This is a genomic window from Streptomyces pilosus (genome assembly GCF_014649835.1).
Classification (GTDB): Bacteria; Actinomycetota; Actinomycetes; order Streptomycetales; family Streptomycetaceae; genus Streptomyces; species Streptomyces pilosus.
Genome location: NZ_BMTU01000007.1, coordinates 119,495 through 131,908 on the forward strand (window position 1 = coordinate 119,495; position 12,414 = coordinate 131,908).

Sequence of the window (12,414 nt, forward strand, 5' to 3'; positions counted from 1 at the left end):
GCGGCGCGGGCGTCACCGGGCCGATTCAGGCCGAGCGTTTGCGGGACGTCGACTTCTTCGCGGGGGACTTCTTCGCGGGTGTCTTCTTCGTGGTGGCCTTGGCCGTGCTCTTCGTCGTGGCCTTCTTCTCGGCCTGGCCCGTCTTCGAGGCCGACTTGCGGGGCGAGGACGCCGTCTTCTTCTTCGCGGTCGACGTCGACTTCTTGCCCCCGGTCTCCTTGGGCGACGAGCGGGACGTGCCGCGCTGCGGCAGGGACCGGACCCGGGCCTCCTCCTCCGGCTCCTCCCCGCGGGACTCGCGGGCCGCGCGCACGCTGTTCTCCAGGGCGGCCATCAGGTCCAGGACCTTGCCGCCGCGCTCCGGCGCGGGCGCCTCCGGCGGGGTCTCGCCGGAGGCCTTCGCGGCGATGACCTCCTCGACCGCCTCCCGGTACTCGTCGTGCAGGTCCTCCAGGTCGACCTCGCCGAGCGTGTCCATCAGGGCGTCCGCCAGGTCCAGCTCCTTGTCACGGACCGTGACGTCGGTGTCGGGGGCGACGCCCTCCGGGGCGCGGACCTCGTCCGGCCAGAGCAGCCCGTGCATGGCGATGGCGTCGCCGACCACCCGGAGCATCCCCAGCCGCTCCCGGCCGCGCAGGGCGTACTTGGCGATGGCGACCTTGTTGCTCCGCTTCAGCGCCTCCCGCAGGAGTGTGTAGGGCTTGGCCGCCGGCGCCCCGCCCGCCGCCAGGTAGTACGCCGCGTCCATCTGGAGGGGGTCGATCCGGTCCTCGGGCACGAAGGCGACGATCTCGATCGTCTTCGCGGTGGGGATCGGCAGGCTGGAGAGGTCCTCGTCGGTGATCGGGATGATCGTGCCGTCCGCGTCCTCGTAGCCCTTGCCGATCTCCTGGCCGGTGACCTCGCGGTCCTCCAGTTCGCAGAACTTGCGGTACCGGATCCGGCCGCCGTCCTCGGTGTGGATCTGGCGGAAGGAGATGGCGTGGTTCTCGGTGGCGTTCACCAGCTTGATCGGGATGCTGACCAGGCCGAACGAGATCGCGCCGTTCCAAATGGATCTCACGTGCAGCACCTTTCCGGTCGTCTGCCGATCACTGTCGGGGCATATGTCCCGGGTTGCGTGGGATTCTCATCGTATGGCGCCTATCACCGAGGTGGAGGGGCGACGGCTCGCGCTCAGCAATTTGGAGAAGGTGCTGTATCCCGCCACCGGGTTCACCAAGGCGGAGGTACTGCACTACTACGCGACCGTCGCCGACGTGCTGCTGCCGCACCTGCGGGACCGGCCGGTGTCCTTCCTGCGGTATCCGGACGGACCCGACGGCCAGGTCTTCTTCACCAAGAACGTGCCACCGGGTACGCCCGACTGGGTCACCACCGCCGAGGTGCCGAGGTCCGAGGGGCCGGCCCGGATGGTCCTGGTGCAGGATCTGCCGAGCCTGATGTGGGCGGCGAACCTGGTCACCGAGTTCCACACGCACCAGTGGCTCATCGGGGACCCCGGACAGGCCGACCGGATCGTGTTCGACCTGGACCCCGGGGCGCCGGCGACGATCGTGCAGTGCTGCGAGGTCGCGGTGTGGCTGCGGGAGCGGCTGGCGAAGGACGGCATCGAGGCGTACGCCAAGACCTCCGGGTCGAAGGGGCTGCACCTGCTCGCCGCGGTGCGCGGCGCTTCCTCCGATCAGGTGTCGGAGTACGCGAAGCGGCTGGCCGTGGAGGCGGAGAAGGCCATGCCACGGCTGGTGCTGCACCGGATGACCCGGAGCCTGAGGCCCGGGAAGGTCTTCGTCGACTGGAGCCAGAACGCCGCCCGGAAGACGACGGCCACCCCCTACACCCTGCGTGCCCGGCCCGAACCGTCGGTGTCGGCGCCGGTGACCTGGGACGAGGTCGAGACCTGCCGGTCCCCCGGGGCGCTGGCGCTCGCCGCCCCGGACGTCGGCCCCCGGATCCGGGACCACGGCGACCTGCTGGCGTCCCTGCTGGAGGGGGCGCACGCGGGCCCGCTGCCCTGAGCCCGCTCAGGGGCCGGACCAGGTGGCCCGGTCCCGGGCCAGGGCGTGCAGGCTTCCACGTCGGCCGGTTTCAGGATGCCGCCCGTACGGGCCAGGGACGGCAGGTCCGCTTCCGTCAGGACGCGTACGTCGCGGAGCGGGGCCGGGACCGTCACGGCCGCCGCGCCGGCCAGGACGAGCACCGGGCGGACCTGCGCGGCGAGGGCGTGGGAGGCCCGCTCGGCGTCGGAGCGGACCCGGTCCAGCAGGGGCCGCGGCCGGTGCCGGCCCACGGCGACACCGGGGTCGGTGACCGCGACCCGCTGCCCGCGGGCGTACAGGGCGTGGACGGCGTGCAGGCCGCCGGGGCCGATCAGCAGGTGGTGGATGTGGTCGCCGCCGGGCAGCGGGACCGAGTGCAGGGTGTACCCGCCCGCCCCCTCCGTCCGGTCCAGCGCCTCGCCCACGGCCCGCTGCGCGGCGAGGGCCCTGCGGCGCGGGTCGGGGCGCAGGCGGCGGGCCTGGCCGGGATCGCGGTCGAGGGCGATCAGCAGTGCCTCGCCGGGGCGGTTCGGTGCCAGGTCGTCGTCGGGGTGCAGGCAGAGGCGGGCCAGTTCGGCGGGGGTGGGGGCCGGGGGCGGACCGGCCGACACGGGGCCGGTGAGGAAGGGGGCGAGCGCGGTGAGGACGTCCTGCTCGCGGTCCTCGCCGAGCAGGTTCACCCGGGCCGCCCCCCGGTCGTACCAGGCGATGTTCCGGCCGTCCGGGAGGCGGACCCAGAGCCTCTCCCGGCCGTGCCGCCAGGTCGGTACGACGCGCAGCGGGTCCATGCACATCACCCCACGTCCATGGGAACAGGCGGGTGCTCCCGCGGCAAGAAGCCGGTTACCTTGGAGAGGAGTTGGGCGGTGAGGGTGGGGAGGCGCCGTTGCGTACCCGCGGGAAGCGACCCGACGTACCCGCTCCGGACAGTCCGTGGAACGAGATCGTGCCCGGTCTGTGGATGGGCGGGCACGAGTTCCGGAGCCCGTCCGGGCAGCTGGAGTCCGCCGTGGTGCACCGGCAGTTCGACCTCGTACAGACCCTGCTGCGGCTGCCCGGGCACGGTCCGGACCCCGGGGTCGGGCACCAGGTGTGGCCGATCCCCGACGGACCGCTGGACGGGACGCAGCTCGCGGGCGTGATCCGGCTCGCCGAGGCGGCGGGCGAGGCACTGGACGACGGCCGTACGGTCCTGGTGCGCTGCTACCACGGGTACAACCGCTCCGGGCTGGTCGTGGCGCACGTGCTGATGTGCCGGGGCCGTACCGCCGAGGCGGCGATCCGGCTGATCCGCTCCCGCCGCTCCTCCTGGGCCCTGCACAACGAGCTATTCACCGACTACCTGCGGGCGGGGCTGCTGACGGCGCGGCTGCTGGAGGAGCTGACGGAGTAGCCGACGGCGGGGGACGTGCCCCGGAGGGCGCAGTGCCGTCCCCGATGGCGCAGCAGGGCGGGCGAGGTGCCGGGAGGCGCTCCTAGTGTGGCGACAAGTCACTCATGACCCGTTTTCTCCCCTACATGGAGGTACCGCCATGGCTCCGCGCCCCCCGATCGCCCGCCGACTGCCCATAGCTCTCGCCGCCGGGGCCCTCGCGGTCGCGGCCGCCGTCGCCCCCGCCGTCGCCGCCGACGACCCGAACCAGAGCGGCGAACAGGGAAACTGGAGCCAGCAGGGCGGCGGTGACGGCGGCTACGACACCGGCTCCGGTCAGCAGTCCGGCGGAAACGGCGGCTACGACACCGGTCAGCAGTCCGGCGGGAACGGCGGCTACGACACCGGTCAGCAGTCCGGCGGAAACGGTGCCGGGAACAACCAGGCCGGCGGGAACCACGGCGACCAGGGCCAGTACAAGGGCCGCGTGACGGCCGACAGGCTGGCGCTGCGCACCGCCCCGAACCGGGGTGCGCAGATCATCCGGTACGCCCACAAGGGCGAGGTCGTCTCGATCTTCTGCAAGGTGCCCGGCGACAAGGTGAACGGCAACCCGCTCTGGTACCTCCTCACGGACGGCACCTGGGCGTGGGGCCCGGCCGGTCACATCGACAACATCGGCCCCGCGCCACGCTGGTGCTGACACGCAAAGCGCGCAAGCAACCCCCTTTGGGTAAGTTCCGGACATGAGCAAGGCCGGTATCACCCTGGCGACGGCGGATCCGCCCACGCCCACCGCTCGGGGGCTGCCCCGGCGCCGTGGCGTCGAACTCGCCCTGATCGTCCTGGCCGTCACGCTGTCGGTGTACGGATACTGCGCCGTCGGCCTCGCCAGGAACGGCACCGTCCCGCCCGGCGCCGCCGGTTACGGCGCCGGGCTCGGTGTGCTCGCCCTGGTCGCGCATCTGGCGGTGCGCTGGCGCGCCCCGCACGCCGATCCGCTGCCGCTGCCGATCGGGGTGCTGCTCAACGGCCTCGGCCTGGTGCTGATCTACCGGCTCGACCTGGAGGCGCCGGGCGAACCGGCCGCCCCGACCCAGCTCGTCTGGTCGGCGCTGGGAGTGGCGCTGTTCACCTCGGTCGTCCTGGTGCTGCGCGACCACCGGGTGCTCCAGCGCTACACCTACCTGTGCGTCACCGTCGCGCTCGTCCTGCTGACGGTGCCGATCCTCTTCCCGGCGGTGAACGGGGCCCGGATCTGGATCCGGGTCGCCGGATTCTCCATCCAGCCGGGCGAGTTCGCGAAGGTACTCCTCGCGGTGTTCTTCGCCGCCTACCTCGCGGCGAACCGCGGTGCCCTCACCTACGCGGGCCGCCGGGTGTGGGGACTGCAACTGCCCACCGGGCGGGTGCTCGGCCCGATCGTCGCCGTGTGGCTGGTCAGTGTGGGTGTCCTGGTCCTGGAGCGGGATCTCGGCACCTCGCTGCTCTTCTTCGGCCTGTTCGTGGTGATGCTGTACGTCGCCACCGGCCGCACCGGCTGGATCGCGCTGGGGCTGCTGCTGGCCTCGCTGGGCGCGGTGGCCGTGGGGCGCCTCGAACCGCACGTGCACCACCGGATCGAGACCTGGCTGCACCCGTTCGCCTCCATCGAGGCGGGCGAGGGCCCGAACCAGCTCGCCCAGTCGCTGTTCGCCTTCGCGGAGGGCGGCATCCTCGGAGCCGGGCTCGGGCTCGGGCATTCCGTGCTGATCGGCTTCGCGGTCAAGTCCGACTTCATCCTGGCGACGGCCGGGGAGGAGCTGGGCCTGGCCGGACTGTCCGCGATCATCCTGCTGTACGGGCTGCTGGTGGAGCGCGGCTACCGGGCCGGGCTCGCCCTGCGCGACCCCTTCGGCCGCCTGCTCGCCGTGGGCCTCGCCTCCCTCGTGGCGCTCCAGGTCTTCGTGATCGCGGGCGGGGTCACCGGGCTGATCCCGCTGACCGGGATGGCGATGCCGTTCCTGGCGCAGGGCGGCTCGTCGGTGGTGACCAACTGGACGATCGTGGCGCTGCTGGTCCGGCTGAGCGACTGCGCGCGGCGGCAGGACGGCGGGGGTGGCGCCCGGTGACCCGCCACATCCGGCACGCCGCGCTGTTCTGCGCCCTGCTGCTGGTCGCCCTGCTGGTCAACGCCGCCCGCGTGCAGGTGCTGCACGCGGGCGACTACGAGGCGAACCCGGCCAACCGCCGTGACGCCATCTCCCGCTACCGGCAGCCGCGCGGCGACATCCTGGTCGACGGCCGGCCGGTCACCGGGTCGCGGGACACCGGGGAACACCTCCGCTACGAACGGACGTACACGGACGGGCCGTTGTACGCGCCGGTGACCGGCTTCGCCTCGCAGGAGTACGGCACGACGCTGCTGGAGCACACGGAGGACGGGCTGCTCTCCGGCGCCGCCCCGCTGCTCGCGCCGCTGCCGCGGTGGAACGAGTTCACCCGCTCCCGCAACGCGGGCGGCGACGTGGTGACCACGATCGACCCGGCGGCGCAGCGCGCGGCGTTCGAGGGGCTGCGCTCGCGGAAGGGGGCGGTGGCGGCGGTGGAACCGTCGACCGGGCGGATCCTGGCACTGGTGTCGGTCCCCTCGTACGATCCGGCGCTGCTGTCCGGGAACGGCAGGACGGCGCGGGCCGCCTGGGCGCGGCTGAACGCCGATCCGGACCGGCCGATGCTGAACCGGGCGGTGCAGCGCACCTATCCGCCGGGCTCCACCTTCAAGGTGGTCACCGCGGCGGCGGCGCTGGACGCGGGGGTGGTGAAGGGCCTGGACAAGCCGACCGACTCCCCCGATCCGTACACCCTGCCGGGGACCACGACGCGACTGACCAACGGCTCCGAGGGCTGTGCGGACGCCACGCTGCGGGAGGCGTTCGTGTGGTCCTGCAACACGGTCTTCGCCGCCCTCGGGGTGGCGGCGGGGGTGGAACGGATGAAGGACACGGCGCTCGGCTTCGGCTTCAACGACGACGGCCTGCGGATCCCGTTCCCGGTGGCGCGCAGCACCTTCGACACCCGTGTGGACCGGGCACAGTTGGCGCTGTCGTCGATCGGGCAGTACAACACGCGCGCCACTCCCCTGCAGATGGCGATGGTCGCGGCGGCCGTGGCGGGCGGCGGGCAGGTGCGTGAGCCGTACCTGGTGGAGCGGACGACGCGGTCGGGCGGCGGCACGGTGTCGTCGGCGGGTTCCAGCCCGGTGCGGCGGGCCATGCATCCGGCGACGGCCCTGCGGCTGCGGGAACTGATGCGGGGCGTGGTGGAGGACGGCACGGGCAGGAAGGCCGCGGTCCCCGGTGCCGTGGTCGGCGGCAAGACCGGCACCGCTCAGCACGGGCTGGGCAACTCCGGTACGCCGTACGCCTGGTTCATCTCCTGGGCGCAGCACGAGGAGGACCTGGAGCCGAAGGTGGCGGTGGCCGTGGTGGTCGAGGACGCGGCCGCGAACCGGAGGGAGATCAGCGGGGGCGGGACGGCCGCGCCGATCGCCCGGGCGGTGATGGAGGCGGTGCTGAAGCCGTAGGCGCCGGCGCCCACTTGATGAGTGCGACGTACCGGAGGGGCCGGGCCGCTCGGCCTAACGGCGACGGCCGACAGCGGTGAGGTCGATGTCGACGGGGAACGGGACGGTGACCTTGAGCCGGTCGTGGAAGATCCCCATCGGCACGTATGACTTGGTCATCGGGTCGAGTTCGTAGACGTAGACCACGGGGAGTCCCTCGTTCTCCTCGACGCGCCAGTAATGCGGAATGCCCCCAGCCGCGTACTTCCGCGGCTTCACCTCGCGATCCCGCTCCTGCGAGTCCCTGGAGACGACCTCGACAGCGATCATGACGTCCTCCGGGCTGTACCAGGTCTGGCCCGGGCCGGTGTCCGCGCCCGCACGGAACACCAGAACATCCGGTTCCGGCCGGTTGCGTCCGTCGAGCTTGACGGTCATCTCACGGATGACGTCCAGCTCATCCGGTACCTGAGCCAGCAGGGCGTTGTCCAGCAAACGGATGACGCGTGAGTGGAAATTGGTCTGCGGACTCACGAAGACGAGGCTCCCGTCGATCAGCTCCGTGTGCGGAGGCAGGTTGGGAAGCTTGTCCAGATCGTCCGCCGTCCAGCCGCCCGCCGGCGGACGGGGCCACTCGTAGTCGTCGTCCAGCCCGTAGTCGCGTGCGGCGCTCATGATCGCTCCCATGTGGCCGGAGTCTGACGGACGCACTCAGCGTACCCAGACCGATCACGGACGTTGCGCTCCGTCGGGTGACCATCGGGCGCGGCGTTGACGCCGCCTCCGCGCACACCCGTCGTCGACAACTCCCGGCCGAGGGATTGACGGGCTTGCTGACAGGGAGTCTCATAAGTGGGTGACCTGTCGGCAGCACGAGACGCCCTGAGGTGGAGCCGCCATGACGACCCTGACGGATGCGGACGCGGTCGACGGTCTGCGGGACGCCCTCGGGCTGCTCAAGGACCGGGAGCAGGTGGCCGAGCGGCTGCTGGAGTCGTCCGCCCGGCACTCCTTCGACCCGGACGAGGAACTGGACTGGGAGGCCCCCTTCGAGGAGGGCAAGTGGTTCTGGCCGCCGGAGCTGGTGTCGCTGTACGACACCCCGATGTGGCGGCGGATGAGCGAGGAGCAGCGCATCCTGCTCTCCCGGCACGAGGCGGCCGCGCTGGCCTCGCTCGGCATCTGGTTCGAGCTGATCCTGATGCAGCTGCTGGTGCGGCACATCTACGACAAGGCCGCCACCAGCGCGCACGTGCGCTACGCGCTCACCGAGATCGAGGACGAGTGCCGGCACTCGAAGATGTTCGCCCGGGTCATCACGCGCAGCGGCACACCCTGGTACCCCGTCGCCCGGGTGCACCAGAACCTCGGCCGGCTGTTCAAGACGATCTCCACCACGCCCGGCTCCTTCACGGCGACGCTGCTCGGCGAGGAGGTGCTGGACTGGATGCAGCGGCTGACCTTCCCCGACGAGCGGGTCCAGCCGCTGATCCGGGGCGTGACGCGCATCCACGTCGTCGAGGAGGCCCGGCACGTGCGCTACGCCCGTGAGGAGCTGCGGCGCCAGATGGTGACCGCCCCGCGGTGGTCCCAGGAGTTCACCCGGCTCACCTCCGGGGAGTTCGCCCGGGTGTTCTCCGTGGCGTTCGTGAACCCCGAGGTGTACACCCAGGTCGGGCTCGACCGGCGGGAGGCCGTCGCGCAGGTGAAGGCGAGCGGGCACCGGCGGGACGTGATGCAGCAGGGCTCCAGGCGGCTCACCGACTTCCTGGACGACATCGGGGTGCTGCGCGGGGCCGGCCGGCGGCTGTGGAAGTCGTCCGGGCTGCTGGCGTAGCCAGGACCCGGCGCACTCCGCGGGCGGACGGTTACGCTGCGAGCATGACACCGCAGGCCCCCACCCCCGCCTACCGGCGGCTCAGCGTCGAGGAGCGCCGCAGCCAGCTGCTCGAGGCCGCGCTGTCCCTCTTCGCCCACCACGCACCGGAGGACGTGTCGCTGGACGACGTGGCGGAGGCGGCCGGTGTGTCACGGCCCCTGGTCTACCGGTACTTCCCGGGCGGCAAGCAGCAGCTGTACGAGGCGGCCCTGATGTCCGCCGCCGACGAGCTGCGCACCTGCTTCGACGAGCCCCACGAGGGCCCGCTGCTGCCCCGGCTGTCCCGGGCCGTCGACCGTTACCTCGCCTTCGTCGACCAGCACGACGCCGGCTTCAGCGCACTGCTCCAGGGCGGCAGCGTCGTGGAGACGTCCCGTACCACCGCGATCGTGGACGGGGTGCGCCGGGCCGCCGCCGAGCACGTCCTCAGCCATCTCGGGGTCACCGAACCCGGCCCCCGGCTGCGGATGACCATCAGGATGTGGATCACCGCCGTGGAGGCGGCCTCGCTGATCTGGCTCGACGAGGACAAGCAGCCGCCGCTGGAGGAGCTGCGGGACTGGCTGGTGGAGCAGTTCGTGGCGGTGCTGATGGTCACCGCGCGGCGCGACGCGCAGACCGACGCGCTGGTGGGGACACTGGCCGCCGAGCTCTGACGCGCCGGGACGCCGGCGCCGGGCGGGTCGCCGCGAGGGGACCGCCCCGGCCGGCTCCGCGCGCGATGGCCGAAACTGGTGGGGTGAAGAGCCAAGACACCCCCTTCGAGGGCGGGCCCATGGACGGGCGCGTCCTGCCCGTGCTGCTGGGCATCACCGGGCACCCGCCCAAGACGTACCGCATCCCCGTCCCCGCCCCGGACGGCGGCCCGCCCACGGTGCTGGTCTACCGCCGGGTGCCCCGCGCCCGGAGTTCGCGGACCGGGCTGACCCGGGGGTGGAAGTACCTGTACGACCCGGCGGGGCCGGCCTCCGGGCGCCCGAGGTGGCCGTGGTCGAAGCCCGCGTCCGATCCAGACGCCACGCCGGGCGGCAAGCCGGACGACGCCGACGGGTGACCCCGTTGCGCCGAACCGCGCACACTCGCCGAGCGGGCGGCGCCGGCCCGCCCGATGCTCGCGATGCGGAGCGGACGGGCCGCCCCGCGTCGGAGGTGATGGCGTGTCAGGAATGCTTCTGCGTCTGGTGTGCACGGCGGCACTCGCGGCCGGGACCGCCCTCGCACCCGCGTCCGCGACGGCCGCGCCGGAACCGGGCGGCGGCGCGGGCGACTCCGGCGGGCGTTCCGTGGCCGAACTGCTGACGGAGCTTCAGACCCTGTACCGGGAGGCCGGGAAGGCCACCGAGTCCTACAACGCCACCGGGGAACGGCTGAAGGAGCAGCGCGCCGAGACCGAGCGGCTGGAGCGCGCCCTGGCCCGCACCCGCACCTCCCTGAGCGACAGCCGGGGAGAGGCCGGACGGCTGGCCCGGCAGCAGTACCAGAGCGTCACCGGTCTCTCCCCCTACGTCCGCCTGCTGCTGGCGCGCGATCCGCAGCGCGCCCTCGAACAGGGCCATGTGATCGGCCGGTTGGCGCGGGAGCGGGCGGAGACGGTGGGCCGGCTCACCGGTGAGGAGAAGGCGGCCGGCGAACTGGCCCGGCGGGCCCGCAAGGCACTCGCCGACCGGCGCGCCCTCACCGAGCGGAGCAGGAAGCAGCGCGACGAGGTGCGGGAACGGCTCCGCGAGGTCGAGGAGCTGCTGGCCTCGCTGAGCGCCGAGCAGCTCGCCGCGCTGGCCGCACTGGAGCACGACCGGGTCGCCGAGGCGCAGGAGGAGCTGATCGCCTCCGGAGCCCTCGGCAGCGGCGGCGCGCCCCCGACCGCGGCGGGCGAGCGGGCGGTGCGGTACGCCGTGGCGCAGCTCGGGAAGCCGTACGAGTGGGGGGCGGAGGGGCCGGCGGCGTACGACTGCTCGGGGCTGACCTCCGAGGCGTGGGGCGCCGCCGGGACGCCGGTCCCCCGGACCAGCCAGGAGCAGTGGGCCCACCTGGAGCGGATCGGGCTGGCGGACCTGCGGCCGGGGGACCTCGTCGTGTACTTCCCCGAGGCCACGCACGTGGCCCTCTACCTCGGCGACGGCATGGTGGTGCAGGCGCCCCGGCCCGGCGCGCGGGTCAAGGTCTCCCCGATCGCGGCGAACCCGGTGCTCGGTGCCGTGCGGCCCGACCCGGAGGGGGAGCCCCTGGAGGCGTACGTGCCGCCGGAGCTCCCCGCCGGGGCGACGGACGGGCCGGACGAGGGCTACCGGGCCGGTTACGCGCCCGAGACCTCCGCCAGGTAGGCGCCGGTCTTCTCCGGCTCGTAGAAGAAGTCCTCGAAGTCGGCCGGGTTGTTGAACCCGTTGGCGAAGCGGTCGGCGACGGGCTGGAGCTCCCCGGCCGCGCCGATCAGGTTCAGGACGTGCTCCGGCGGCGGCGCGAGCATGGCGTTGGTCCACTTGGTGACGTGCCGGGCCGTCTCCCAGTAGCGGTCGAAGGTCTGCCGCATCCACGCCTCGTCGAACTCCTTCTCGCCGTGCTCGATGATCGAGGCGAGGTAGGAGGCGGCGCACTTCGAGGCGGAGTTGGAGCCCTGGCCGGTGATCGGGTCGTTGGCGACGACCACGTCGGCGACACCGAGGACGAGTCCGCCGGAGGGCAGCCGGCCGACGGGGTTGCGGACGGTGGGGGCGTACCGCCCGGCGAGGGTGCCGCCGGCGTCGGTCAGTTCCACCTTGGTGGCCCGCGCGTACTCCCAGGGCAGGAACTTCTCCATGAGTTCCAGGGTCAGGGAGAGGTGCTCGGCGGGGTCCTTGACGTCCTTGAAGGCGTCCAGCGGGCCACCGGGTACGCCCTCCCAGAACAGGATGTCGGCGCGGCCCGAGAGGGTGAGGGTCGGCATGATGAACATCTCGCCGACACCGGGGATCAGGTTGCAGCGGACCGCCTCCGTGTCCGGGTGCTCCGGACGCGGGCCCATGCCGTGGACGTAGGCGACGGCGAGGGCGCGCTGCGGCTCGCTGTACGGGGAGCGCTCCGCGTCCCGGCCGAACATCTGCACCAGCTCGCCCTTGCCGGCCGAGACGAGCACCAGGTCGTAGGTGCGGGAGAAGTAGTCGAGGTCGCCGACGGCCGCCCCGTGGATGACCAGCTGTCCGCCCCGCTGGGCGAAGGTCTCCATCCAGCCGGCCATCTTCACCCGCTGGTCGACCGACTGCGCGAAGCCGTCGAGCCGGCCCAGCCAGTCGATCGCGCGCTGCGAGGGCCCCGGGTCGAACGAGCCGGGGGCCGCGACCGAGACACCGAGGCCCTGGATCTTCGGGGCCTGGGACTCCCAGAAGTTCAGCTGGAGATCACGCTCGTGCTGCAGGGCGGTGTGGAACATGCACTGCGTCGACATGACCCGCCCGGTGCGGATCTCGTCCGCGGTCCGGTTGGACATCAGGGTGACCTCGTACCCGTGCGACTGGAGGCCGAGGGCGAGCTGGAGACCGGACTGTCCGGCTCCGACGACGAGTATCTTCCGCATGCGGGGGACGCTCCAAAGGGGGGTTGCTCGGGG

General features: G+C 72.7%; 12 protein-coding genes and 1 pseudogene. 9 read left to right on the top strand and 4 right to left on the bottom strand.

Annotated features, from left to right (window positions below):
* Positions 1–25: 25 nt before the first annotated feature.
* The gene (gene ku, locus IE118_RS19390; protein ID WP_444545706.1) at positions 26–1,063 is read right to left on the bottom strand and encodes a non-homologous end joining protein Ku; all 1,038 of its coding nucleotides are present in this window, start codon (positions 1,061–1,063) and stop codon (positions 26–28) included.
* 73 nt (positions 1,064–1,136) lie between these two features.
* Here ku and ligD point away from each other — a divergent pair, with 73 nt between their 5' ends.
* The gene (gene ligD / locus IE118_RS19395) at positions 1,137–2,018 is read left to right on the top strand and encodes a non-homologous end-joining DNA ligase (protein ID WP_189559226.1); all 882 of its coding nucleotides are present in this window, start codon (positions 1,137–1,139) and stop codon (positions 2,016–2,018) included.
* Positions 2,019–2,024: 6 nt separating this feature from the next.
* Here the strand turns inward: ligD and IE118_RS19400 are convergent.
* Positions 2,025–2,827: pseudogene (locus IE118_RS19400) on the bottom strand (NERD domain-containing protein).
* A gap of 98 nt (positions 2,828–2,925) precedes the next feature.
* Between IE118_RS19400 and IE118_RS19405 the strand changes: the two are divergent.
* The 4 genes from IE118_RS19405 (at position 2,926) to IE118_RS19420 (ending at position 6,976) form a co-directional block, all read left to right on the top strand.
* Positions 2,926–3,432: a protein-tyrosine phosphatase family protein gene (locus IE118_RS19405; RefSeq protein ID WP_189559227.1), complete on the top strand. Its 507-nt coding sequence runs from the start codon at positions 2,926–2,928 to the stop codon at positions 3,430–3,432.
* A 139-nt stretch (positions 3,433–3,571) separates the two neighbouring features.
* On the top strand, positions 3,572–4,114 hold the full coding sequence (locus IE118_RS19410; RefSeq protein WP_189559228.1) for an SH3 domain-containing protein: 543 nt from the start codon (positions 3,572–3,574) through the stop codon (positions 4,112–4,114).
* A 43-nt stretch (positions 4,115–4,157) separates the two neighbouring features.
* Positions 4,158–5,522: an FtsW/RodA/SpoVE family cell cycle protein gene (locus IE118_RS19415; RefSeq protein WP_189559229.1), complete on the top strand. Its 1,365-nt coding sequence runs from the start codon at positions 4,158–4,160 to the stop codon at positions 5,520–5,522.
* Positions 5,519–6,976, top strand: a complete 1,458-nt coding sequence (locus IE118_RS19420; protein ID WP_189559230.1) for a penicillin-binding transpeptidase domain-containing protein — start codon at positions 5,519–5,521, stop codon at positions 6,974–6,976. Before IE118_RS19415 ends, IE118_RS19420 begins: the two co-directional genes overlap by 4 nt.
* Before the next feature lie 54 nt (positions 6,977–7,030).
* Here IE118_RS19420 and IE118_RS19425 read toward each other — a convergent pair whose 3' ends face one another.
* The gene (locus IE118_RS19425; protein WP_189559231.1) at positions 7,031–7,630 is read right to left on the bottom strand and encodes a Uma2 family endonuclease; all 600 of its coding nucleotides are present in this window, start codon (positions 7,628–7,630) and stop codon (positions 7,031–7,033) included.
* A 223-nt stretch (positions 7,631–7,853) separates the two neighbouring features.
* Here IE118_RS19425 and IE118_RS19430 point away from each other — a divergent pair, with 223 nt between their 5' ends.
* The 4 genes from IE118_RS19430 to IE118_RS19445 all read left to right on the top strand — a co-directional run bounded on the left by IE118_RS19430 (position 7,854) and on the right by IE118_RS19445 (position 11,155).
* Complete coding sequence (locus IE118_RS19430) at positions 7,854–8,792, top strand: AurF N-oxygenase family protein (protein WP_189559232.1); 939 nt, start codon at positions 7,854–7,856, stop codon at positions 8,790–8,792.
* Positions 8,793–8,836: 44 nt separating this feature from the next.
* Positions 8,837–9,490 carry a TetR/AcrR family transcriptional regulator gene (locus IE118_RS19435; protein ID WP_189559233.1) on the top strand — a complete coding sequence of 218 codons (654 nt, stop codon included), beginning with the start codon at positions 8,837–8,839 and terminating at the stop codon, positions 9,488–9,490.
* An 83-nt stretch (positions 9,491–9,573) separates the two neighbouring features.
* Positions 9,574–9,888, top strand: coding sequence for a DUF8847 domain-containing protein (locus IE118_RS19440; protein ID WP_189559234.1), 315 nt, complete (start codon positions 9,574–9,576; stop codon positions 9,886–9,888).
* Between the two features lie 103 nt (positions 9,889–9,991).
* Entirely contained in the window at positions 9,992–11,155 is a 1,164-nt protein-coding gene (locus IE118_RS19445; protein WP_189559235.1) for a C40 family peptidase, read from the top strand.
* Here the strand turns inward: IE118_RS19445 and IE118_RS19450 are convergent.
* Complete coding sequence (locus IE118_RS19450) at positions 11,128–12,381, bottom strand: styrene monooxygenase/indole monooxygenase family protein (RefSeq protein ID WP_189559236.1); 1,254 nt, start codon at positions 12,379–12,381, stop codon at positions 11,128–11,130. The two genes, IE118_RS19445 and IE118_RS19450, sit on opposite strands and share 28 nt — an antisense overlap.
* Between the last annotated feature and the right edge of the window lie 33 nt (positions 12,382–12,414).